Annotated in this window: 15 protein-coding genes; all 15 read right to left on the bottom strand. The window is 34.9% G+C overall.

The genetic code is table 11. The features are described 5' to 3' along the window. Positions 1–40 precede the first annotated feature (40 nt). The gene (locus FLP_RS24080; RefSeq protein WP_065452042.1) at positions 41–391 is read right to left on the bottom strand and encodes a cytochrome C oxidase subunit IV family protein; all 351 of its coding nucleotides are present in this window, start codon (positions 389–391) and stop codon (positions 41–43) included. An 18-nt stretch (positions 392–409) separates the two neighbouring features. Then, a complete protein-coding gene (locus FLP_RS24075) occupies positions 410–1393 on the bottom strand; it encodes a cytochrome c oxidase subunit 3 (protein WP_065452041.1) in 984 nt (327 codons plus the stop codon). A gap of 42 nt (positions 1394–1435) precedes the next feature. Next, a complete protein-coding gene (locus FLP_RS24070) occupies positions 1436–2023 on the bottom strand; it encodes a cytochrome c oxidase subunit 3 (protein ID WP_065452212.1) in 588 nt (195 codons plus the stop codon). 8 nt (positions 2024–2031) lie between these two features. Then, complete coding sequence (gene cyoE, locus FLP_RS24065; protein WP_078008684.1) at positions 2032–2934, bottom strand: heme o synthase; 903 nt, start codon at positions 2932–2934, stop codon at positions 2032–2034. A 157-nt stretch (positions 2935–3091) separates the two neighbouring features. Further along, the gene (locus FLP_RS24060) at positions 3092–5230 is read right to left on the bottom strand and encodes an energy transducer TonB (protein ID WP_243397524.1); all 2139 of its coding nucleotides are present in this window, start codon (positions 5228–5230) and stop codon (positions 3092–3094) included. Continuing rightward, positions 5231–5974: a deoxyribose-phosphate aldolase gene (gene deoC, locus FLP_RS24055; protein ID WP_083195937.1), complete on the bottom strand. Its 744-nt coding sequence runs from the start codon at positions 5972–5974 to the stop codon at positions 5231–5233. A gap of 109 nt (positions 5975–6083) precedes the next feature. After that, the gene (locus FLP_RS24050; protein ID WP_243397523.1) at positions 6084–6449 is read right to left on the bottom strand and encodes a VanZ family protein; all 366 of its coding nucleotides are present in this window, start codon (positions 6447–6449) and stop codon (positions 6084–6086) included. Between the two features lie 10 nt (positions 6450–6459). Next, positions 6460–6840, bottom strand: coding sequence for a glycine cleavage system protein GcvH (gene gcvH / locus FLP_RS24045; protein WP_056188370.1), 381 nt, complete (start codon positions 6838–6840; stop codon positions 6460–6462). Between the two features lie 86 nt (positions 6841–6926). Next, a complete protein-coding gene (sov, locus tag FLP_RS24040; RefSeq protein ID WP_065452038.1) occupies positions 6927–14141 on the bottom strand; it encodes a T9SS outer membrane translocon Sov/SprA in 7215 nt (2404 codons plus the stop codon). A gap of 24 nt (positions 14142–14165) precedes the next feature. Beyond that, the gene (ruvA, locus tag FLP_RS24035) at positions 14166–14747 is read right to left on the bottom strand and encodes a Holliday junction branch migration protein RuvA (protein WP_065452037.1); all 582 of its coding nucleotides are present in this window, start codon (positions 14745–14747) and stop codon (positions 14166–14168) included. A gap of 77 nt (positions 14748–14824) precedes the next feature. Next, complete coding sequence (locus FLP_RS24030; RefSeq protein ID WP_065452036.1) at positions 14825–17116, bottom strand: NADP-dependent malic enzyme; 2292 nt, start codon at positions 17114–17116, stop codon at positions 14825–14827. Positions 17117–17273: 157 nt separating this feature from the next. Continuing rightward, the gene (locus tag FLP_RS24025; RefSeq protein WP_065452035.1) at positions 17274–17699 is read right to left on the bottom strand and encodes a CBS domain-containing protein; all 426 of its coding nucleotides are present in this window, start codon (positions 17697–17699) and stop codon (positions 17274–17276) included. A 260-nt stretch (positions 17700–17959) separates the two neighbouring features. Beyond that, on the bottom strand, positions 17960–19960 hold the full coding sequence (locus tag FLP_RS24020; RefSeq protein ID WP_065452034.1) for an OmpA family protein: 2001 nt from the start codon (positions 19958–19960) through the stop codon (positions 17960–17962). 11 nt (positions 19961–19971) lie between these two features. Further along, positions 19972–20883 (bottom strand): PorP/SprF family type IX secretion system membrane protein, encoded by a 912-nt coding sequence (locus FLP_RS24015; RefSeq protein ID WP_065452033.1) that lies wholly within the window; start codon positions 20881–20883, stop codon positions 19972–19974. Between the two features lie 55 nt (positions 20884–20938). Beyond that, positions 20939–26085 (bottom strand): HYR domain-containing protein (locus FLP_RS24010; RefSeq protein ID WP_065452032.1); only part of this gene is annotated, 5147 nt, incomplete at its 5' end.

Here is a 26085-nt window from a genome sequence, read left to right as displayed (position 1 = left end):
ATCCCGATGTTATCGGGACTCTTTTCGAATTAATATCATGTTAAAAATTCCATTTAATAGTAGAATCTTTAAAAACCCCATAAATATAATGTCCTTCTGTCAACAGAATAAACAATAAATATAAAACTAGGAAAATAACTGGTGAAACAACTGACCATCTAAGGCTGCTTTTTTCACCTTCCATGTGCATAAATGCCCATACTATATAATATGCTTTGAATATTGTCAGGATGTAAAAAATCCAGTTTAACAAATTCAAACCTAAAAAATGAGTAAACTCTAATGATGCTGGTTTTATAATACCAAGAATAACTTCTACTGTAGTTACTGCTGATAGTAATCCAAAAACAAACCAGATTCTTTTTGTATTTGATACGTGTTCGTGTGACATAATAATTAAAATCTAAAATTAAACTAAGTAGAAAACTGTAAATACAAATACCCAAACTAAATCGACAAAGTGCCAGTATAAACCAACTTTCTCTACCATTTCGTAGCTTCTTCTTTTTTCGTAAGTACCTAATAATACATTAAAGAAAATAATGATATTAATGATAATTCCAGAAATTACGTGAAAACCGTGAAATCCTGTAATGAAGAAAAAGAAATCAGCAAATAATTTACTTCCGTATTCGTTTCTGGTTAAGTTCGCTCCTTCTACTACATATTTTGCAGTATTTAAACGCTCTTCAGATTCTGCTCTGGATAAAACTGTTTTTTTCTTTTGCGCTGTAAGATGCTCTGTTCTTATTAACAATTCAGGATGTGCTTTAAAACCAGCCTGAATATCTGCTACAGAATATGTTGGCAATGTTTCTGCACTTTCCATAAACCAAGTTGACTTAGCTCTTGTAAGTGCTTCCGGTTGATTTGGTAATTTTACAGCAAACTCTTCAAGAGCAACTCTTTTACCATCTTTATCAACGAATTGTAACAAACTTCCTCCTACTGTTTCAACAGCACCATATTCACCTTTAATGAAGTTTTTCCATTCCCAAGCCTGAGAACCAACGAATATAATACCTCCAATAATAGTTAAAAACATGTAGATTGCTACTTTTGTTTTTTTCATTTGATGACCTGCATCAACAGCCAAAACCATTGTTACAGATGAGAAAATCAAAATAAAAGTCATTAAGGCTACATAATACATTGGAGCCGAAACACCGTGCATAAATGGGAAGTGAGTAAACACTTCATCAGCCAAAGGCCATGTTTCGATAAATTTAAATCTAGAAAAACCATAAGCTGCTAAAAATCCAGAGAATGTCAGGGCATCTGATACGATAAAAAACCACATCATCATTTTACCATAACTTGCTCCTAATGGCTGGATCTCATGCCCGCCTCCCCAAGTTTTTTCGTTGTTTGCAGTAGTAACTGTCGCTTCCATAAAAGATATTCGTTAAAAAGTTCCCAAATTTACGTTTTTTTCTTATTTAAAGAAATATAAAAATAAAAATAAATATACCCATAATAAATCCAAAAAGTGCCAATACATCGCACCTAGTTCTATACCAAGAGTTTGAGTCGAATTGTATTTTTGTTTAAAATGATTATAAATTATAATTAAAAGTGAAATCAAACCTCCAGCCAAGTGTAATAAGTGCGTTACCGTAACTACATATAAAAAAGTTGTAGTAATTGAGCTACCTTCTCCAGTAAAATAATAACCGCTTTTTACAATTTGTCCAAAACCTACAAACTGTAAAACCACAAATAAAACCCCTAAAGCTAATGTACCCAAAAGCAATGCTGTAGTCGCGCCTCTGTTATCTTTTTGAATGGCTTTTTTAGCCAGATAAAAAGTAATGCTACATCCCAAAATTACGGCTGTACTATAATAAAATGCCGTTGGTAATTCAAAATTCTTCAACCAGTCGGCTCTGGATTTACTTACCACAAATGCGCTTGTAAGTCCGGCAAACATCATTGTCATGCTCACCATTGCAAATAACAAAATCAGTTTTGCTGATTTCGCTTTTCTTAATTGCTCTTCACCTGTTGTCATTGTCATTGTCATTTCCATAACTATCTTAAAAATTTATCTACTATAAATACTATTTGCAGTAACGAAATATATGAAACGCTCACCAGCATTAATGTTCTTGCCGCTTTTGCAGTTCGCAACTGATACAAACGCACTGCGTAAAATAACATCCATAAACCTAACAAAAAAACTAATATTGCTGCAACTGGCGTTATAAATAATTGTCCTGTAAATCCTAAAGAAGGCAACAACGATGCTATTATAAGCCAAACTGTATATAAAATAATCTGCAAAGCAGTCTTTCTGTCTTTTCTACCTGTTGGTAACATAAATATAGCAGCCTTCTCGTAATCTTCATACAAGAACCAGCCAATTGCCCAGAAATGAGGAAACTGCCAGAAAAACTGAATTAAAAAAAGTGTTCCTGCCTCAATACCAAACTCTCCTGTTGCCGCAACCCAGCCTAACATAAAAGGAATTGCACCCGGAAAAGCACCCACAAAAACCGATAACGAAGTTACTGTTTTTAAAGGTGTATAAACACTTGTATATAAAAATATTGAAATCGCTGCAAACATTGCCGACTTTGCATTGATGGTATACAATAATGCAATACCAATAATGGTTAGCAAACTCGCTACAAATAACGCCATTTTTGGAGACATTCTACCTGAAGGAACAGGACGATTTTTTGTACGATCCATTAATGAATCGATATCTTTTTCGATTACCTGATTAAAAGCATTAGAAGCTCCAACCATGCAATACCCACCAATCATTAAAACCAGTAAAACACTCCATTTAAAAGGATGTTCATCATTAACACCTAACAAATATCCGGCTATCGAAGAAAATAATACACTGATAGCTAAACCAGCTTTGGTAATCTCTTTGAAATCGTTAAATATTGATTTTATTGAAAATGTATTTTTAGTAGCGTTCAATACGGTATTTGTTTGTATGTTTTTTTTGAGTGGTGCAAATGTACAAATTAGATTGTAGAATACTTACCTATAAAATTAGATTTTTTTCAATAAAACCTTTACAGAATAAGGACTTGCAAATCTTTAACATAATTATTTCGAAAAATCTTATTAAAAACTAGTAATCAAAATACCAGTTAAAGATATCTGAACGCAATCCTATCGTAAACCAGGTTGTGCTTTGCTTAAAAGTTGTTGCCGTTTCTTGTGTAGGATCAAAATTTCTATACAGGAAACTTCCAAAAAACTTGAGATTTGTCATTGGGTTTACCACATAACCTCCCTGAATATCGGCAATAAAAACATTTGTTTTATTTCCCTGACCTACTTTTACGCCTTTGTCATATGGTCGGTCTACATCGTAACTTTTGTAAATATTCCCTCCGTAGTTATAACTGTCTTCGGCAGTGTCAAAATCTAACCCTCGCTTACCAACTGTAAATTTAGCATCAGCATAATAACGTCCTTTATGATAACGTCCAATTGCGACAAATTCTTCAAAATTACCACCCCACTGATGTCCAATACTTTGATTATTATGTCCGTAATTGGTAATTACAGCACTATGCGAATACACATATGGGCGTACATGATTGTACTCTAATTGCAGTAATAAGTCTTTTATCTTAAAAGCATTGAAGTATTTTGCCCCTAACTGATAACCGAATTTATTTTTCCAGCTATTTTCTCCTCCAGCCATATCTCCTACTGAAAATTCATCCAATAAAAACTGAGCATATAAGTTTACATTGTTATTCCATTTGTATTTTCCTGACATTCCTAAAAGTGCGTTTCCACTTCTTGAAGATGACGAAAACTCTACTGAACGATAAAAAATAATTGGATTTACGAAGTTGATATCAAAACCTCTGTTATTCGTATCTGTCCAAACTACAGATTCAAAAAATCCTAAATTCAGTTTGTTCGACACATTCCAGCTTAAATAATGATTCGCCATGAATTTTGTCGCGTAGGTTTTTTCTAATGTAACATCAGGACGAACATCCTTAAGCCACATATAGGTGTTGGTGTATTTTATTTTCCAGAAATTGGTGTTGATTTTAAAATAAGGATACGGACTTGCTCCGTCACTTTCAAACAAAGAACGATATCCGTCTCCAATAAAATTTCTTCCGTAACCTAATTGAAAATCAAAAAACTTACTTGGAGCAAAAGTAATGTTGGCTTCCGCTAAAGGAAAATCGTAAGCATCTGTTTTAAATCGTTTCGCAATTCCCATACCCGGAATAATGGCAGGATTTCCACCTGAAGGTTTTAGTGTTTCGGCATAATCATTAAAATAACCTGCAAATCGTCCCTGACTTTCAAAAACTGTGGTTGTAAAATTAAGGTTCTTACCTAAACCTCCCCTAAAATTTAAGGCACGTGTATTTACATAAGTGTACGAAGCATCAATATCTGAGGCTTTACCCATTTGTAAATCAACAATAGGATTTAAGGACAGCCAATAATCTTCGCCCTGAATCTGAACCAGATTTTCGTTCCAGAATTTTCTTCCTAACCAAGTCGAAACATTTTTCTGAAGTGATTCGTTTACCGCTTTTAAGCTGTAATATTTAGAAACCTCTGCATAGGTATATGGTTTTGATGCGGTGTGATTATTACTCCCAACCTGATTCATGGCGCCATCAAATTGCGCATAGTAACTGTGTGAGAATGGAATATTCAGATGACTTTCGAATTCCGGATTATTGTATTTTTTATATACAATACTGTCCAGCTCTGTCATTGGTTTTTCTACTGGTTTTAAAATTTGTGCTGCAGCCAAAGCTTCTTCAGCAATTTGATCTGCACTTTTTAAAGGAATATCAATTGAAATTGTGTATTTTGAATAAGTTGGTTTTCCGTTATAAGTCGATGGTTTTATTTTAGGAAATTTTCCAAAAACACGTTTCGCTTCTTCTGATAATGCATCATTAGCAGCATTCACATAAATCACTTTAAACTCCCCATTGGCATCTACTTCAAAAAGTACTTTTACTTCGCCTTTGTAATTTGCTTGTTTTAAATTTTCAGGAACTTCAAAGTTTTGAAATACAAAATCCTGAACTTCTTTATAAAAACAGTTCTCTAATTTTTTTGATTGTAAATTTTCGCAGTTTGGAAAAACAGGAAATTGTTCTGAAGTAAAACCCTGTTTGATCGAAGAATTACTCTCTTGTGAAAAAGCAGACAAGGCAGAAAATGTAAAAATAAAAGATAAGAAAATCTTATTCACGTAAATGTAGGTTTTCATTTAATATTGATTTGTGGTATTTTCTCCATTTGCAATTGCTTTTGCAGCCGAAGTTCCGATTCGTTTGACTCCTAAACGAATCATTTCTATTGCATCATCATAAGACTTGACTCCTCCGGCAGCTTTTACCGGCAAAGGTGATGCATTTTCTAACATCATTATAATCGTAGGAACTGTTGCTCCGTTGGGCAAATCATTTTCAGTTTTATAAAAACCAGTTGAAGATTTTACAAAAACCGATGTATAATCATCTTCTTTGAAATGGGATATTACCACATTTTTTATCAATGCCGAAAGCTGAATAATTTCTTTATCCGTTAGGGCTGCAACTTCAATAATCCATTTTACTGTTTTATTATTCGCAAGACCAATTTGTGTTCCTATTAGGATTTCCTGTTTTACCAAATCAGTTTCTCCGTTTTTAAAAGCTTCATAATTGCACACAAAATCAAGATCGTCTGCTCCGTCTTCGATAGCTTTATTGGCTTCTTTAATTTTAGTTTCCAGATTTTCTTTTCCTTCCGGAAAATCGATTACGGTCCCTACCAATAAAGTCGAATTGGCTTTCAAAATCATTTCCTTAGCCAAAACTACATGTTCAGGACGGATCATTATTAACTTAAAACCTTCATCAATCGCTTCCTGAATTGCATTCTTAACCACGATAGTATTTTCTGCTTCCGAAAGTCCGGCTTGCGAGGCAGTTTTTAAGTAGGTTGAATCTAAATATTGCTTAATATTCATGATGATATGGAATTGCGACAAAAATACATTTAAAATTCAGAAAAAAACACACTTTTTAGAACTTGATTTTTTGGCAACAAAAAACCCACCGAAGTGGGTAATTATATTCTTATATTTTATCGATTTGCTTTTTGAAAGCTATTGCAGTAAAAACTCCAACTACAGCTCCAAGTGCATTTGCTAAAACATCAGTTACGTCAGACGCTCTTGTGACTGTAAAAACACCTTGCAGGATTTCGATTGTAATTCCAAAAAAAACAGAAAATATAAACGAAATCAGATAAGCTTTATAATCATCAGGAGCTTTACCTTTAAGTTCTTTTTTGAAGAACATAATCCATGATATTGTAAATCCAAAATGAAAACAAAAATGTACAATTTTATCTATACTCGGGAAACTTACAGCAGGAATATTACTTGAATCCGTTAAACAAAAATAAGTAATAATACCTGAGCATAATATTGCCCAGAGCAACAGGAATTGTTTAGGCACCGATAAGTTGTTTGTAAGCTTCGTCAGATAATAATGAATCTATTTCTGATGCATCAGCAATTTTTATTTTAATCATCCATCCAGCTCCGTAAGGATCAGAGTTTACTGTTTCCGGAGCACTCTCAAGACTGTCATTAAAAGCAATAATTTCTCCTGTTAAAGGTAAAAATAAATCAGATACTGTTTTTACAGCTTCAACTGTTCCAAAAACCTCATCTTTATCAAGGGTCTGATCTAAAGTTTCTACTTCAACATACACGATATCTCCTAACTCTTTTTGTGCAAAATGAGTAATTCCTACAGTTGCAACATCTCCTTCGATGCTTACCCATTCGTGATCTTTTGTGTACTTTAAATTTGCTGGTATGCTCATAATACTATGTTTGAAAATTGATAATTTAATAATTAAGCCACAAATGTAATAATCTTCTAATGAAATCCGGTTTAGAAACTAAAAAATTAATTTCCGAAATTATATCGAAGTGTAAACCCTGATCTAATGTTCGTTAAAGGAAATGACGTAGAAATTACTGCTTTTGAGAACGAATGATCGTAATAGAATATTGCAGTAAGGTTTTTACTGAACGAATAATCTGCAGTAAGTTTTAGTGCCCATATATTCTGCCCTGCCGCCAATTGATTGTTGTCATAATCTAAATAACGTACCAGTGTTTCATTTTTTCTAAGCGAAAAATCTGCCTTGATATTAATGTCACTTTTGATAATTCCGGTTGGGCTGTCAGCAAGTCTTGATGAGAAAATAACATCTTTAAAACGATATCCCATCCCAACGATATACTCCATACCTTTTACTTCTGTCAATAAATTATTATCAAAACTCATTGATAAAGCTCTGTCTTTTTTAATTTCAGTAAGGATTCTTAACGAACTTTTCAGCTCAAAATCTACCCTGATAAGCGGACTAAACTGCTCTACCAAATTGACATTGGACATGATGGTTTTATTAAAGAAATTGGTATTAACATCTTGCCCGTCCGGTTTTTCGGTATAATCAAAATTAGACCTAAACTGGTTTATCGTATAGGATGCACGGTAATTGTGCTGTAATGAAAAACGCTTAAACTTATCTTTAAAATATTTATAACGCATTAAACCATTATATTTCACACTCCAGTTTGGAATAGGGAAATTTTTAAAAATACTAGTTGAGCTATTTGAAGCATCACCTCCTGAATAAGCTGCTAAAAATGCGGGTAGCAAAACAGCCTGATTACTTTTTGTAAACCCTATAGGATATCCTTGATTGGAAGCATAGATTTTATAATTAGGATCTGTTTCATCCGTAATAGTATTATTGGCATCTCCATATCTTGGAATTACTGTTCCGGCACCATAGCGTTCTTCTGCCAAACGGTTTGCTATCACTAAACGGTTCTGTCTAAAATCATCAAAAGCTGAAGATTCAGTTGCACTACTTGTCGAAAATGCGGTTTTAATTAATACAGTAGAAATCGAGAACATTCCGTATGTATAAGGCGATAGTGGTGTATAATTTCCGTCGATAACACTATATTGCTCCGATGTATTTTCAGAATAAGCACGATCCATAGCCAAATCAACTTTTAAATCCGGCAGTAAATCGATATTCGCTGTAACTTTTAAAAGCTTATTAGTTACCTGTGTAAAACTTTGATTAAAATCCTGATAATCGGTCAGCCAGCCTCTTTTTGCAGCTTCATAACGCACATCATCCTGGCTTCCAAAAATAAATCCTAAAGTTGGTCGTGATGTCCCAAAGAAACCTACGCCCGGCGTATAACCCGGTAAAACGGTACCGCTATTTTTAGTGTAGTTAACCTGAATATTTTTTATACTGGTCAAAATACCAATCATACCATCATAAAACGGACTGCTGCTTGTTACTGGTTTTGCCGTATTTACAATTTTCTCTCCCGGTTTTGGCGGCGCTGCCGGTTTTGGTTTTGCAGCTGATTTTGATCCTGGCGTTAATCCCAAATATTTGTATAACGTATTCATGCTTAAAGTTGTCGTAAGCGTATTTGAATTCGCATTTTGAATTGTATTTCCTAAATTATAAGTAGAGAATGATCCATCAGGATTTTGCTCCTCATATTCAGAAAATGCAGTAGAAGAGCGCTGCCAGTTATAATCAGCCGTATAAGAATAAGATGCTTTTACGAAACTAAAAACCGGAATTTTATTAATAGGAATTTCATAATTCAGCACTAATTGCTGTAAGTGCTGATTCGGAGTTCCAATATCCAGATAATCATCCCAAATATTAAAATCTTCTTTTGGGGTGTTATCATCATTTAAAAAGTTTCTCACTATATTATTCGATGCCGCGGTATAATTTAATTTTAATGATTTTGTCAAATTATAACCAAAACCATATTGATAATTAAAGGCAAAATTTCTTCTGAACAAAGGATCAAGACCAATTCCCTGCACTTCGACTTCTCTAAACTGCTGACGGTTACTTTGTCTTAAAATATTGGTATTAAAAGAGACATTAGAAGGAAGGTAATTAAAATTAAAATCACTTAACAATTTCCAATATTCACTTTTTTTCATGAATTTAGTTTGCTTGAAAGGCACTATTTCTTTTGGCTGAAAAGTATAAGCATAATTTACAGCTGTATTCGATTGCTCATCAAGATAACTTTCTACTTCATAATCATGACGCTCTACCTGATTATATGATTGCGAGAATGTAAAATTTTCAACATCATAAACATGTGGTTTTTGCTCCGGCGCCCTGTCTTTTCTAACTCCAATAAAATTGATGCTTCTTCGTTTTGTGTAATCTACCGCACGGGTTCTGATATTTTCTCTTTCTGCCGCATCAGTAGTTTCTCTTAATAACTGATCTAACTTTATATCCTGATTAAACGGATCATATTCCGGTGTAATTACTTCTTCTCCGATAGCATAATTAAAAGGAAGGTTTATTCCCCATTTAGGAGGTAATAATTTACCTAAATTGATATTGGTTACAATATTATATTGCTGGATATCTTCACGATCTCTTTCATTTGCACCTTGTTCTAAAGATCCAAAACCAATCGTGCTCTTTTTACCTGTAGCAGAAACTGTCGCAAAATCGGCCATATTGGTATCAATATTCAATATTGCAGCCATTCCGCCTTTATTCTCCAAATCAGCTAAGCGAAGTTCATTAAACCATACTTCTCCTTTTAGACCTTTATGATCTGTTTTGCTCTTGACACCCACCATTAAATTTCGAACCAAACCAAAATTAGGGTTTCCTTTTATACCCAATGTAAGTTTGCCATCTCCATCTCCGCCTGCAGCATCCGGATCATTATCAGGATAATATATCCCATTAATATCTCTTTTACCTGAATTAATATCAATAGACATAGCCTTAATTTTCATTCTGGTCAATAATTCAAGTGCTAAGTCAATATTGTTATCTTCAAGCCATACCTGATCAGGACTTATAGCACAAGATCCTCCGGTTCTGGTTACTTTCAACGGAATTTCGACTTGATAAAAGTTTTGTGTAAAGTCATTTCCAAAACGAATGAAACCAATCATTTCGTTATCTTCCAATGTATTTTCGTTAGGTAAAGATTCAGCATGTAAAAACATTTTTAATTTTTTATACTGACGCATGTCAACACTTACATTTTTAAAAACTGCTCTTGAATCCTGATATTGTAAACCCGAACCACCAACACGCAACGCCAACGCTTGTTCGTTTTGATTGATAATAGTGTTGTTATTGTATAATTGCTCTCTCTGAACTCCTGGAGGAACAACATAATTTACAGGACATTTTGTACCGTTTTCCTGAATATTAACTGCTGAAACGTCAAATTCAGTACCATCATTAGTTGGGTCCGTATCATTTGCATCTAATGTCCCAGTATATCTTCTCCACTCACCTCTTACTAAATCTAAAGCTCCAAAACGAACGGTCATCTGACTGCTAAAACCAGTCATAAACATACGCATGAATCGAATAGACCTGAAATCTGTAATATTACCAATTGTATTTTGTGGCTGAGCAACCGGAATTTTAAACTGAATCCATCTTGCTGTTGTTGTTGATCCGTTTGGCAATTCGACATTACTTACATCACGAATATCTGTAATATAATTTTGTCCCACTTGCATCCCGGGTTTCAAATCGATACTATATTCGTAATACGCATTGATCGTGCTCATTGTATTATCACGATTAATATCCTCAACATCAGGCAACGTTGTTGCCCCTCTATTTGGATCGTCTATACTTACTGCTGAATTACCTTCGGTGCCATTATAATTTTTATAACGCTCAAGAACTCCTCCTTCAGTATTTAAGTAATAGGTATAATCATCTGCCGCCGGATCTGCTTCTCCTGCATAATTGGTATAAACCTCTCCCTCTCTTGAACTTGGCAAACCATCTAATCCAATATCCTGATTTCTACGATTTTCAGCATTGGTATCAAACGCATAAATTAATGATTGTGATGCAGGAACATCTCCCCAGAGTGGTCGTGGATTTACCATAATCTGACCTGGACCTAAACCATTCTCATATTGTTTTCTTCCGTCTTTTAGTACATCTTCAGAAATTTCACCTAAGTTAAAATAGATTTTTCCTGAATTACTAGCTGGTGCTTCTGCATTTCCAACATATGGATCTAAAACCCAAAACTGAATATACTCGACATTTCCTTGTTCAAAATTCGTTGAATTTAAAGCTCGCATAATTCCTCCAAAATTTGAACTTGCAGGGCTTGTACCAAAATTTGGGTTGTTATTGTAAGGTCCTCTATCAGATGGATAATACGTTAAGTCAAGTGTATTGATTACCTGAATTTGTCCCTGAGCAATATCTGTATTTGGATACAATTCTCTGCTGTAAACACGTCTTGTTGTATTTAATGACAAATCATCATTTGAGATACCAGATGGTTTTGAGGAATAAAAAATAGGATCAATGGTATACCATGATAATTTTGCACGTTTAAAACCGTAATCTAAAGCGCTAGAACTTGCATTGAAGGTATTGTCGTTTATAGAATTTACAAAAGGTGTCGAAGCTAAACTCCAGGCATATGCAGAACGCATATCGATTGTCGATTGTGAGCCTTCGAAATCATCTACATAAATTGTTGCTTCTCCTTCAAAATCACTTGCTTTTGGTGCATCTGGTCTTAAAAAAGCTACTTCTCCTCGTATCGAAAGATTCGATGGAACATCAGTATCAATGTTTGGTAATTTATTTACTAATCGGGTTAAAAAAGGAACTTCAGTAGAATAATTTCCATTAAATCCAAAAATGGTATTGTTTACAGATTCCTGTCCATAACTCGATTTTTGAGTAAATGGTCTTTCTGTCATTTTTAAATAGGTTCCCCCGATAACAAAATTCTCAGAAATTTTATGTTCGACGTTGAATCCCATAAATCTTCTGGTTTGTTGCCCAAAGATCGAATTGTTTTCTAGGGATACTTCAATTGGCGTATTAGATGCCTGAAGGGATGGGTCTAATATCTGAACGCGGCCCAATTGATAATCCACACTGTAATCTATACCTTCCACCAATCTTCTTCCTGCAGCCATTACGACCACAGAACCTTGAGGAACGTTAAACGCACCAATTGGAATACCATTGCTTCCTGATGATTTGTATTTTCCTCTTAAAAGGAATTTATTTTTATCACTGTCTTGTAAAGCTCCGGATTGTGTGTTTTTATACATGTTTCTAAACACGTATTTCTGTTGATTTGCGTTGTATGTAGTAGGATCATTATAACTCTCGCCAGATCCTGCGTTTTGCAATTTTTTAAATATAAGTTCTCCAAACGGCTCTTTGGTGGTAAAAATAATTCGTCCGTTTTGTACGTCTACTGTTACGCCTGGAATGTAATCAAAGAAACCATCTCCGCCTGTCTGCGGATCGTTATTATAGTTTAATCGATCTAAGTTGAAGACATTTAGTAATGGTGTCTGATCGACTTTGTTATCTGCTGTTGGGTTGGTTGGAAAAGTACTTCCCTGAACAGGCGTTATATAATTTATTGGAGAAGGATCTGTATAAAGTATGTTTAATCTAAAATCATCTTGTTTGATTTGATAAGCCTGTGGAATTTGATACACGTTTTTCATCATCAGGTTCCAAACCGGATTTTGAACATTTGTCAAATTACTTTTCAGCATTTTTAAAACCAAACTTTGTGTAATAATGGCCTGATTTGCATTGTTGTTTCCTGTTACTACAGTTCCGTCAACTCCATCACTACCAAATTCCCCAACCTGATACACTTTTCCTCCTATGGTATATTCGAAGGCTACAGCAAGGATTTCATCATTTGCAAGACGTTGTTGCAAAGAGATGTATCCTAATTGTGCATTAAAAGTAAATTCGTTTGTTGTTAACTTTCTGGCATTTTCAAGTACAGAATAATCTGTAGCTTCACTTGTATTAGCGTTATTGAATCCGGATTTTGCTGTTACAATTTCTCTAATATTCGAATTTAAAAAAGCACCTGGCTGACCAATTGTCGCCGGATCGTATTTGTTATTTCTATTATCTGTTGGTGAATCTATAGGATTATTAAAAAAGCCCGTTGTAGGAGTTACTACAACAATTTCATTATCAGGAATACCCGTCATTTGCCCTTCACCTAAATCCTGAAGTGCTATAATATTTCTTAAGTTATTGTTGTTTGTGCTTACTCTGTTTTGTTTATTGGTCACCCAAACCTCTATTCTTGTAATCTGGACACGGCTGTCGATAAATGGATATTTTAGTAAAGAAGCGTCGTATTTGTTTCTAAAATATTGTGATAAGAAAAAGTGCCTGTCATTATCGTAGTCCAAAGCATATAAATCGAAGTTTTGCACTGTTCCGCCACCTTCTGCAACTATACTCTTTGTTTGTGACTTCTGTTCTGAGAAAACACCCGTTACGGTTGTCTTACCAAATTGCAGCTGTGTCTTAACCCCAAACAAACTTTGGGCGCCACGAATCAGTGTGCTATTTAATGGCATACTCACGTTACCTACTTCTACTTTTTGAATAATATCATCTTCATCGGGTGTATAAGCCAGTTTAAACAAATTTTGAAAAGCAAATGTAGACTGAGTATCATAATTGGCATTTACCTCTAATCTGGTTCCTACTTTCCCCATTAAGCTCATGCTGATTCTCTGATCAAAATCAAAAGTAAGACTTGATCTGTTTCTTGGAGAAAAAGAAGGATTATCTTGTTTGGTGTATCGAACACCCAAATCCATTTCTACTGATCCTGTGGGCTTTACATCGATTGTATTGCTACCAAAAACGCTTTCAAAAAGACTGGAATTAATGTAATATCGAGGTAATAGATCTTTTTTCGCAGCTTCACTTCCGGCCTTTTTGCCATCAATTGCATCTGCTTTTTTTCTAAAGTAATCTCTTCTGGATTCTTTAAGAACCAAGTCTTCGTATTCCTTTGGAGTTAATATAATAGGGTAATTGATTGAAAAGCCATCAACTGAGTTGGTATAAATATAGCGATCAGTAATTGGATCGTATTTATAGGCTGAGATTACACTTGGTGGATCTTGCAGTTCGATTTTACCAACAGAGAATTGAGTTTTCGTTGTATCTTTAACCGCTGGATTTACTTGCGCACGCAAAACATTACAGCAAGACAAAAACAGTAAAAAAATACAAATTTTACGCATACAATTCGTTTATATAAATAGAATTTAAAGGCTTTTTAAAGCTCTCTTAATGATTGTCTCTACAGTAGCTTCCGGGTCTTCTTTTACAATTTTCTCTACTACTTTTTCTGAAGTTTTTCTAACAAATCCTAAAACTTCCAAAGCAGATAACGCTTCATCTCGATTTGTATTGTTTTGAACCACTGAAACTTCATCTAAATCATACAACTTTAACACTTTTTCCTTTAAATCAAGGATAACTCTTTGTGCTGTTTTGTTTCCAATACCTTTTATTGACTGTATTGTAACAACATCTCCAGAGGCGATTGCGTTAATAATTTGCCTTGGCTCAATTGAGGATAACATTGTTCTTGCAATGTTGGCTCCTATTCCGGAAACAGACAATAACATTCTGAATATTTCTCTCTCCGATTTCTCTACAAAACCAAATAAAGTATGCGCATCTTCTTTAATTTGAAGATGCGTATACAGTTTTATATTTTCTACATTAGGAATTAATGAAAAGGTATGTAAGGATATATTAACCTGATACCCAACACCTCCACAATCAATTACGACCTCGGTAGGATTTTTCTCCACTAATTTCCCCTGTAAATGTGCTATCATAGTATAATTTATTAGGGTCAAATATAATAAAAATGCAATAAAAATACGACAATATTATTCGATCCTTATTTTTTATACTATTTCGCTAATTTATTTTTTTTATTTTCTTTTTCCTGAGCGTCAATTACCGCTATTGCTGCCATATTTACCATTTCTTCGACACTTGCTCCTAATTGAAAAATGTGGACTGGTTTGCCCATTCCCATCATAATTGGTCCAATTGAGTTTACTTTATTCAACTCTTTCAGCAATTTATAGGTAATATTAGCCGATTCTAAATTAGGAAAAATCAAAGTGTTTACTTTTTTACCTGCTAATTTAGAGAAAGGAAATTTTTCTGCCAGCATTTCCTGATTTAATGCAAAATCTGCCTGAATTTCTCCATCAACAATCAAATCCGGATGATTTTTATGCAAATAGGCTACTGCTTCTCTCACTTTTGAAGCACTTTGACTTGGTGAAGAACCAAAGTTTGAAAATGAAACCATTGCAATAACCGGTTCAACTCCAAACATTTTAGCTGTTTTGGCCGTCATAATCGCAATATTAATTAAATCTTCTGCTGATGGATTTATGTTAATTGCGGTATCTGATAAAAACATAGGACCACGAGCAGTCAACATCATATTTGCGGTTGCCACAAGTGAAGCTCCAGGCGCTTTTCCTATTAACTGCAACATCGGTTTTACCACACTTGGATAACTTCTCGTATGACCTGTTACCAATGCATCTGCTTCACCTTCATTTACCATCATTGCTGCAAAATAGTTTCTTTCGCGCATAAATTTCTGAGAGTCAAGTAGTGAAACACCTCTTCTTTCTCTTGTTTCCCAATATGAATTTGCAAATTTGTTTCGTCTTGCTTCTTCTTCGTTTGTTTTAGGATCAATGATCTCTAATTCAGCATCAAAACCTAATTCTGCTTTAAGCTCTAATATTACTTCTTTATTTCCTAATAAAATTGGAAAACCAATTCCGTCCTCATAAACAATCTGAGCTGCTTTTAATACATTTAATTGATCTGCCTCTGCAAAAACAATTCGTTTAGGATCCATTTTAGCACGGTTGGTAATCAAACGAACCATTTTATTATCATTCCCCATACGTTCGCGAAGCACTTCTTCATAAGCTGCCCAGTCTGTAATAGGGTTCTTAGCCACTCCTGAATCCATCGCTGCTTTTGCAACAGCAGGTGCCACTATCGTAATCAATCGTGGATCAAATGGTTTAGGGATAATATAATCTCTACCAAAACCTAATTTTGTTGCCCCATATGCCACATTTACCTGCTCTGGAACTGGTTCTTTTGCTAATATCGCTAATGCTTTTACCGCTGCCATTTTCATGGCTTCGTTAATTTTAGTAGCTCTGACATCCAATGCTCCTCTAAAGATATATGGAAAACCTAAAACGTTATTTACCTGATTAGGAAAATCTGAACGCCCTGTAGCCATAATAACATCTTTACGGGTTTCTGTGGCTAAGTTATAATCGATTTCCGGATTTGGATTTGCCATTGCAAAAACAATTGGATTGTCTTTCATTGACAATAACATTTCAGGCGACAAAATATCTCCTGAAGATAATCCGATGAAAACATCTGCACCTTTTACAGCTTCTGCTAATTCAATTTTTGCTCCGTCAACAGCGTATTTTAATTGAAGTTCTGATAATGAAGGATTGTCTTTTGTTAAAAGTCCTTTACTATTAAACATTTGTATATTTTCGACTTTTACGCCTAGCAATACATATAAATCTGTACAAGCGATCGCTGCTGAACCTGCTCCGGAAACTACCATTTTTACGTCTTCGGCTTTTTTTCCTGCTAATTCAAGTGCATTGATTAAAGCTGCCGAGGAGATAATTGCTGTACCGTGCTGATCATCATGCATTACAGGAATATCCAATTCTTCTACCAATCTTCTTTCGATTTCGAAAGATTCCGGTGCTTTGATATCTTCAAGATTAATTCCTCCAAAAGTTGGAGCAATATTTTTTACGGTCTGAATAAATTCTTCGATATCTTTTGTTCCGATTTCAATATCAAAAACGTCGATATCAGAAAATATTTTAAACAACAATCCTTTTCCTTCCATTACTGGTTTAGAAGCTTCCGGGCCAATATCCCCAAGTCCTAAAACAGCTGTACCGTTTGAGATAACGGCAACTAAATTTCCTTTTGCTGTATATTTGTAAACATCGTCTACGTTTGCTGCAATTTCTAAACATGGTTCTGCAACTCCCGGCGAATAAGCCAAAGACAAGTCTCTTTGGGTTGCGTATTTTTTTGTTGGAACTACCTGAATTTTTCCTGGAGTTGGTTCTGAGTGATACAGTAACGCTTCTCTTCTTTTACTCTCTTTGTTCATTTATTTTAGCTTTTATTCTAGCTTACAAAGATATAAGTCTTGGTTTAAAATGGCGTATTTTTAAAGTTTTCTTTTCTTAAAATAACGTTTAGATTAACCAAAAAAATAGTCCACTATTGTTTGGACTATTTGATAAAGCTCGTTTTTTGAATTTCTGTTACTGAGAAATATAGGAGTTTAAATGATTTATGGTATCTTTTTGAATTTCAATAATTGCTTTTACAACATCACTTATAGAAACTATTCCTACTACTATCCCATCTTCTAAAACTGGTAAATGCCTGATTCTTTTCGTACTCATTAGTTCCATACAATTTTCTAAATTATCCGAAAGTTTTACCGAAAAAACGTTGCTCTCCATAATTTCATGAACAAAAGTCTCTTTTGATGACTTATCTTTCAATACAATTTTTCGAGCATAATCCCTTTCAGACAATATTCCTTTTAAATCGTTATCATCGATAACAAGGATTGCACCTATGTTTTTGTCTCCCATCACTTTCAAGGCTTCATAAACCGTTGTTGTTGAAAGAACTGAATAAACATTTTTCCCTTTTGCGTTTAGTATTTGATTTACAGTCATATCTGAAAAATTTTAGATCTATAAAGTTAGAAAAAAATGAATATATACAACAACGAAAACGTTTTTTTAGAACTTAACACATTCATTTTAAACATTATAAGCTAAATTCTCTTTTAGGTGTATTTTAACTTAAAAAAATGAATGAATTTTAATACTTTTTTAAGAAAAACGCAATGTTTTTTAATCATTACAGATTTATTCTAAACAAAAAAGGACTTTTCTAGTTTTAGAAAAGTCCTTTTTACTTTTTTATTGGTATGTTACATATTAGTAACAATAAATTCACTGCGTCTGTTTTGCTGATGTTGTGCTTCAGAACATTTCACGCCATCGGCACATTTATTTACTAATTGTGTTTCTCCGTATCCTTTCGCTGTTAATCGGCTTGCATCAATTCCTTTTTGTATCAGCCAATTCTTCGTTGATTCTGCTCTTTTGTCTGATAAAATCTGATTACTTTCGGTCGATGAACGACTATCTGTATGCGAACGAATATCTAATTTTATTGTTGGATATTGTTTCAGCATATCCACAATTTTCTGCAATTGAGGCTCAGATGTTTTTTTGATTGTTGCTTTTCCTAAATCAAAAAAGTTCATCGGGATTTTTAATAATTTTCCTAAATCGGTTCCAACTGTAATATTAACCTTAACTGCTTTAATAGAATTTGTTGCTTTTATTACAACCGGAATTGCAATTATAGGTTTTGGTTTCTTTTCTAAAGCTATTGGCAAAGAAACTGAACCTGTTGCTTTTTTCAGGGTCACAGAAACTTCTTTAAACAAATAATCTTCTTTGGATGTTTTTATAAAGTATTTTTTTCCGCATTTTACATTCGAAAAAATATAATTTCCGTTAGCATTAGATTTTGCTTCAACGGCAGATTTACCAGCTTCATCAAATAAAATTAAGTTTACGTTTGAAAGAGTTTCATTTGTTTCTGCATCAGTAATTGTACCTGATAATTCCTGCTCACAAATAAGTCTTCGGGTTTCGGTAAAACGATAAATATCATCAAATCCGTGTCCGCCTTCTCTATTCGAAGAAAAGAAACCATTTCTGTTTTTGCTATTAATTATAAAAGCAAAATCATCCTGTTTACTATTTATTGGCTCTCCTAAGTTTTGTACTTCATCATAAGAACCGTCTTTATTTATTTTCGAAACAAAAACGTCAAGTCCGCCTAAACCCGGTCGCCCGTCGCTGGCAAAATAAAGTTCATTATCCTCAGAGATAAAAGGAAAAGTTTCTCGTCCTTCTGTATTAATTGAAGCACCTAAATTTTCTGGTTTACCAAAGGTTCCATCCTCATTTACACTTACCTTAAACAAATCAGATTGCCCTAATGTTCCCGGCATATCTGATGTAAAATATAAGGTTTTATCATCGCTGCTTAAAGCAGGATGTGCCACACTGTATTGATCACTATTAAAAGAAAGTTCTTCGATATTTATCCATTCACCCTCAATTAAACTGGCTTTATATAGTTTTAATAACGTAATTTCCTTTTCGTTTGCCCCTCTTTTTCCGTTTAAAAAATTGTTTCGGGTAAAATACATTGTTCTTCCGTCTTTTGTAAAAACAGGAGTTGACTCGTTGAATTTAGTATTTACTTTTTTCTGAAAAAGTTTGGGAATTCCAACACTTCCATCCGACATTAATTCGGCAGTATATAAATTAGTAAAGGATTTATTGGTCCATTTAAAGTTTTTCTTTACTACTGCTCCTGTATCTCTGGCTGATGTAAAAACTAATTTATTGTATAAGAAAGTACTTCCGTAATCTGAAAAATTAGAATTAACTCCGGCATCTGCAATTTCGTATCTTCCGGAATTAAACTTTATTTCTTCTAAATAATTTTTGTTCATTTCAAATAAAACACCTCTTTGATCAGTGTTTGTTTTTTGATTGAACTTTTCTAAAATCGAATCTGATTTAGAATAGTTTCCTGCTGATTTTAAACATTGTGCATATCTGTACAAATACTCCGGTTCTTGCTGCTCATTCATGCTAAATAACTGATCGTACCAGTGTAAAGCTTGTACGAATTCTGAATTAAAATAATAGGAATTACCCAGACGCTGAAACATTTTTTCGTCTTTATAACCTTTATTGGCAACAATTTCATATGCTTTTATAGCATCTGCATAAGCATACTCATTGTACTTTTTATCAGCATCTATTGTCTTAGATGTTTGCGCATTTATCTGGCAAAAAAAACTTAGAAAAAAAATAGTAAAACTTAAATTTTTAATTCTCATAGCAGGTATTATTAGAAGAATCTTGGAGATATCATTTTATTATAATTATTAAAGAATTCAAAACGAAGGAAGATTTCGTGCGATCCAGAATTGTACTTTCTTAAATTTGTTGTTTCATGATCATAACCATATCCTATATATAAGCCATCTGTTACCTGAAATCCCGCCATAGCGCTTAGTGATGCACTCCATCTATATGCAAGACCCACTACAAATTTATCATTGAACATAAAGTTACCCGAAACATCAACCTGCAAAGGAGCGCCCTGAACCATTTTTGTTAATAACGCTGGTTTGAATTTTATGTACTCCAAATGGTCTAAATTAAAGACGTAACCTGCCATAAAATAGTAGTTTATTTTATCTTTAAATATTGCAGTATCATTATCATCGTATCTGTTGGTTTCGATAAAATTAGGTACGGATAATCCTAAATATGCTTTATCTGAATGCCAATAAACACCTGCTCCTATATTGGGTGTGATTTTATTGTTTAAATCCTGAAATTGCGGATCACCCTGAGTTTCGGGAGTTAATTTATTCATATCTAAATTAAAAAGATTCGCTGTGGCTTTTATCCCAAAAGAAAGTTTATAGGTTTCAGATGTTGGAACTGTGTATGACAAATCTGCTGATAAAGTATTTTCGTTTGTTGGTCCAATTTTATCGTTTACTAAAGAAACTCCTAATCCTAAATTGCTATTATTTAAAGGTGTATTTATTGAGAAAGTACTGGTTTCAGGAGCTCCGTCGAGTCCAACCCATTGTGTACGATATAGCCCAAAAACACTTAAAGCTCCGCGAGAACCTGCATATGCAGGATTTATCGCAATGGTATTGTACATATATTGTGTATACTGAGAATCTTGCTGCGCCGAACACACAACCGTGAAAAACATGAAAATTAAAATTATCTTTTTCATTTAAGAAGGCTTTTTAAAAGCAGTTCAGTTTTCCACCAAACCGCTCATATTTTTTTTATTTGTTGATATATAAATAACCTGAAAGTTCATGCGGATTTGAGCCGCTGTCTTTGTATTTCAGAATATAGAAATACGTTCCTACTGGCAATCCTTCTGATTGTTTTATGGTTGTACGTCCTTCAGAGAAACCTTTAAAAGCACGATCGTCATTGTTATATTTGTCAATATTATACACTAAAATTCCCCAACGATTATAAATTTCTACCGTATTGTCAGGATAACATTCTAAACCTCTGATATAAAATCTACTATTTATATCATCTCCGTTTGGAGAAAATGCATTAAAGACTTTTATTTCGCAACCATTTAAGGCCAGAACTGTAGGCTTATCTCCCGTTTCGTTTTCATCATCTGATAGATCGTCAACAAGAACTCCTTTTGCACTTCGTGCCTGAACACTTGCCTGATTACTTACACTTCCTTTATTGATATCGATTTGTGTAATTTTGTAAGTAGCCGTAAAATTATGTTCGTCGGATTCGTTTACATTTAAATTAATTGCTTGCCCTGAAACTACCACGCCTGGCAATGGATCTGAAATCATAACGCCAGTTAATGGAACGTTACCGGTATTGGTTACTTTAAATTTATAAGTAATCGTTTCTCCGGCATTGGCAAATCCGCTACCGTTTTCATCATTAAATACTGCTGTTTTTATGATTGCAATAGAAGGTACTTCTACAAAAACGCTCAATATTGCTGAAGCACAATTGTTTGGATTCGACTTTTCGCAAACCTGATAGGTTAATGAATAACTTCCGCCAGGTGTATTTGGCTTCACATTTACAGTTCCGTCTGAATTGAATTCAAAATATGGACTTGGTGTATTTGAAAGTACAATCTCTAAAGGATTAACTGGCAATCCTTTTATTAAATCATTATCCAAAACATTGATAAACTCAAGAGCACCATTTATTCCATCAACGCTGACCACTCCATCATTATTAATAATAAGTTGTATCAGTGGTGTAATTGGCGGATTATTTACTACCGAGATTTTCACGACTGCCTGACTACAATTTGATCCGTTTAGAGCTTCACAGATTTGATACGTTAATTCGTAATTACCTGTTGGTGTTCCCGGTTTTACTTCGACTGTACCGTCTGCTTTTAAAATCAAATTAGGATTTGGAATAAGAGTCGTTAAAACAAGATCTGCAGGATTGACCTTTGATCCGTTTAAAGTATCATTATCAAATATGCTTGTTGTTGAGCTTTGTCCTTTACTACTATCTAAAGTTCCTGCATTATCGTCATTTGCTTGTAAAACTGATGGTTTTACCGTAACTTCTATCTTATTTGAACTGCAGTTGGCTGGGTTTAAAATTTCGCAGATTTCATACGTTAATTCATAATTTCCTGCAGGTGTATTGGCCCCTAAAACTGCATTTCCGTTGCCATCGATTGTCAGGTATCCTTTTGGATCTGTTCCCGGTGTTAGTTTTACATCCGATGGATTTAGTTTTACTCCGTTTTTAGTATCATTCTCAAAAACATTGACAAGCGTTTGAGATGTATTTCCTCCTACTACTGATCCTGCCGAATCTAAATTGGCTACTAAATCTGCTGCTGTTACAACAACTGTTGACGTTGCTGTTGAACAATTGGTTCCAGGATTATTATTATCACAGATCGTATATTCTACATCATAGCTTCCTGCTTTTACGCCTGCACTTACCGTTACGGTTCCGTCTGTAGTGTTTATTGTAAGTCCTGCCGGAGCCGTTCCTGTTAAGGTAACTTCTCCCGGATTTGATCCGATAACTGCCTGAATATTATTTAATTTATCCGAAGCAATAAGCGAGGTTGTTTTTCCGCCGATTGTACCGTTAATTGGACCCAACGTTTCTTTTACTGCAAGGATTGCCGGTGCTGTTACCGTAACTTCTATCTTATTTGAACTGCAGTTGGTTGGATTTAAAACTTCGCAGATTTCATACGTTAATTCATAATTTGCTGCCGGTGCATTTGCTCCTAAAACTGCATTTCCGTTGGCATCGATTGTCAGGTATCCTTTTGGATCTGTGCCAGAAGTCAGTTTTACATCCGATGGATTTAGTTTTGTTCCGTTTTTGGTATCATTCTCAAAAACATTGACAAGCGTTTGAGATGTATTTCCGCCTACTACCGATCCTGCCGAATCTAAATTGGCAACTAAATCTGCTGCTGTTACAACAACTGTTGACGTTGCTGTTGAACAGTTTCCTGCATTATTATTATCACAAATGGTATATTCTACATCATAGCTTCCTGCTTTTACGCCTGCACTTACCGTTACAGTTCCGTCTGTAGTGTTTATTGTAAGTCCTGCCGGAGCCGTTCCTGTTAAGGTAACTTCTCCCGGATTTGATCCGATAACTGCCTGAATATTATTTAATTTATCTGATGCAATAAGCGAGGTTGTTTTTCCGCCGATTGTACCGTTAATTGGACCCAAAGTTTCTTTTACTGCAAGGATTACTGGAGCTGTTACCGTAACTTGTACTTTATTGGTACTGCAATTTCCTGGATTTAAAATTTCACAGATTTCATACGTTAATTCATAATTTCCTGCCGGTGCATTGGCCCCTAAAACTGCATTTCCGTTGGCATCGATTGTCAGGTATCCTTTTGGATCTGTTCCCGGTGTTAGTTTTACATCCGATGGATTTAATTTTGTTCCGTTTTTAGTATCATTATCAAAAACATTGACAAGCGTTTGAGATGTATTTCCTCCTACTACTGATCCTGCAGAATCTAAATTGGCAACTAAATCTGCAGCTGTTACAACAACTGTTGACGTTGCTGTTGAACAATTTGTTCCAAGATTATTATTATCACAGATCGTATATTCTACATCATAGCTTCCTGCTTTTACGCCTGCACTTACCGTTACAGTTCCGTCTGTAGTGTTTATTGTAAGTCCTGCCGGAGCCGTTCCTGTTAAGGTAACTTCTCCTGGATTTGATCCGATAACTGCCTGAATATTATTTAATTTATCTAATGCAATAAGCGAGGTTGTTTTTCCGCCGATTGTACCGTTAATTGGACCCAAAGTTTCTTTTACTGCAAGGATTGCCGGAGCTGTTACCGTAACTTGTACTTTATTGGTACTGCAATTTCCTGGATTTAAAACTTCGCAGATTTCATACGTTAACTCGTAATTTCCTGCCGGTGCATTGGCCCCTAAAACTGCGTTTCCGTTGGCATCAATTGTCAGGTATCCTTTTGGATCTGTGCCAGAAGTCAGTTTTACATCCGATGGATTTAGTTTTGTTCCGTTTTTGGTATCATTCTCAAAAACATTGATTAGCGTTTGAGATGTGTTTCCGCCTACTACCGATCCTGCCGAATCTAAATTGGCAACTAAATCTGCTGCTGTTACAACAACTGTTGAAGTTGCTGTTGAACAATTTGTTCCAGGATTATTATTATCACAGATCGTATATTCTACATCATAGCTTCCTTCTTTTACGCCTGCACTTACCGTTACAGTTCCGTCTGTAGTGTTTATTGTAAGTCCTGCCGGAGCCGTTCCTGTTAAGGTAACCTCTCCCGGATTTGATCCGATTACTGCCTGAACTCCATTTAATTTATCCGAAGCAATAAGCGAGGTTGTCGTTCCGCCAATGGTTCCGTTTATTGGTCCCAGGTTTTCTTGTACTGCAAGGATTATTGGCACTACAACTTTTATTTCTACAGTTGTTGTATTACAATTTGAAGAATTTGAAACTTCACAAATTTTATAATCAAATGAATATGTTCCAACTGGTGTATTTGATTTAACAGTAACTGCTCCGGTTGTCGTATCAAAAGTTAAAACTGAAGGTAGTGTAGAATCTAAAGTTAAAGCAATCTCACCCCTAACTATAGCTGAACAATTAAGCAAATCATTTGCTAAAACGTCCGCAATAGCAATTCCACCTTCATATCCATTAAATGAACCTACTTTATCTTCATTTGCTATAATCGGACCGACTACTTGTATTGTCTGAGTACAAGTTTCTATGTTTCCTGCTACATCTTTTACTGTCCACGTCACAATTGTATTTCCGATTGGGAAAACTGACGGTGCGTCGTTGGTTACTGTTACTGATCCACAATTATCTGATGTTGTTGGAGTTCCTAAAAGTACTCCCGATGCGGTACATAAGTTAGCATCTGCTGAAACTATTACAGTTGCCGGACAAGTAATTGTTGGTTCTTGAGTATCTTTTACCGTTATAATTTGTATACAAGTCTCTGTATTTCCTGCCACATCTTTTGCTGTCCAGGTCACTGTAGTATCTCCGATTGGGAAAACTAACGGTGCATTGTTGGTTACCGTTACCGTTCCGTTGCAATTATCAGATGTTGTTGGAGTTCCTAAAAGTACTCCCGATGTTGTACATAAATTTGCATCTGCAGAAACTACTACAGTTGCCGGACAAGTAATTGTAGGTTTCTCGGTATCATTTACCCTTACAGTTTGTGTACAAGTCTGCGTATTTCCTGCAGCATCTTCTGCCGTCCAGGTTACCGTCGTATCTCCGATTGGGAAAACTAATGGTGCATTGTTTGTTACTGTTACTGTTCCGTTGCAATTATCTGATGTAGTTGGAGTTCCTAAAAGTACTCCCGATGCGGTACATAAGTTAGCATCTGCTGAAACTATTACAGTTGCAGGACAAGTAATTGTTGGTTTCTCGGTATCATTTACCCTTACAGTTTGTGTACAAGTCTGCGTATTTCCTGCCGCATCTTCTGCCGTCCAGGTTACCGTCGTATCTCCGATTGGGAAAACTAATGGTGCATTGTTGGTTACCTTTACGTTTCCATTGCAATTATCTGATGTAGTTGGAGTTCCTAAAAGTACTCCCGATGCGGTACATAAGTTAGCATCTGCTGAAACTATTACAGTTGCAGGACAAGTAATTGTTGGTTTCTCGGTATCATTTACCCTTACAGTTTGTGTACAAGTCTGCGTATTTCCTGCAGCATCTTCTGCCGTCCAGGTTACCGTCGTATCTCCAATTGAAAAAACTAAAGGTGCATTGTTGGTTACCTTTACGTTTCCATTGCAATTATCAGATGTTGTTGGAGTTCCTAAAAGTACTCCCGATGCTGTACATAAATTTGCATCTGCAGAAACTACTACAGTTGCCGGACAAGTAATTGTTGGTT

The organism is Flavobacterium piscis, from assembly GCF_001686925.1.
Classification (GTDB): Bacteria; Bacteroidota; Bacteroidia; order Flavobacteriales; family Flavobacteriaceae; genus Flavobacterium; species Flavobacterium piscis.
Note: the sequence above shows the minus strand (reverse complement) of the source record. Positions and strands in the feature narration are given on the sequence as shown.

Excerpts from the sequence above, each read along its gene's own strand:
- deoC (WP_083195937.1), bottom strand. The coding sequence starts at position 5,974 with ATGAATATTAAGCAATATTTAGATTCAACCTACTTAAAAACTGCCTCG.
- FLP_RS24080 (WP_065452042.1), bottom strand. The coding sequence starts at position 391 with ATGTCACACGAACACGTATCAAATACAAAAAGAATCTGGTTTGTTTTT.
- FLP_RS24075 (WP_065452041.1), bottom strand. The coding sequence starts at position 1,393 with ATGGAAGCGACAGTTACTACTGCAAACAACGAAAAAACTTGGGGAGGC.
- FLP_RS24030 (WP_065452036.1), bottom strand. The coding sequence starts at position 17,116 with ATGAACAAAGAGAGTAAAAGAAGAGAAGCGTTACTGTATCACTCAGAA.
- FLP_RS24060 (WP_243397524.1), bottom strand. The coding sequence starts at position 5,230 with ATGAAAACCTACATTTACGTGAATAAGATTTTCTTATCTTTTATTTTT.
- FLP_RS24070 (WP_065452212.1), bottom strand. The coding sequence starts at position 2,023 with ATGACAATGACAATGACAACAGGTGAAGAGCAATTAAGAAAAGCGAAA.
- FLP_RS24015 (WP_065452033.1), bottom strand. The coding sequence starts at position 20,883 with ATGAAAAAGATAATTTTAATTTTCATGTTTTTCACGGTTGTGTGTTCG.
- FLP_RS24020 (WP_065452034.1), bottom strand. The coding sequence starts at position 19,960 with ATGAGAATTAAAAATTTAAGTTTTACTATTTTTTTTCTAAGTTTTTTT.
- ruvA (WP_065452037.1), bottom strand. The coding sequence starts at position 14,747 with ATGATAGCACATTTACAGGGGAAATTAGTGGAGAAAAATCCTACCGAG.
- sov (WP_065452038.1), bottom strand. The coding sequence starts at position 14,141 with ATGCGTAAAATTTGTATTTTTTTACTGTTTTTGTCTTGCTGTAATGTT.
- gcvH (WP_056188370.1), bottom strand. The coding sequence starts at position 6,840 with ATGAGCATACCAGCAAATTTAAAGTACACAAAAGATCACGAATGGGTA.
- FLP_RS24025 (WP_065452035.1), bottom strand. The coding sequence starts at position 17,699 with ATGACTGTAAATCAAATACTAAACGCAAAAGGGAAAAATGTTTATTCA.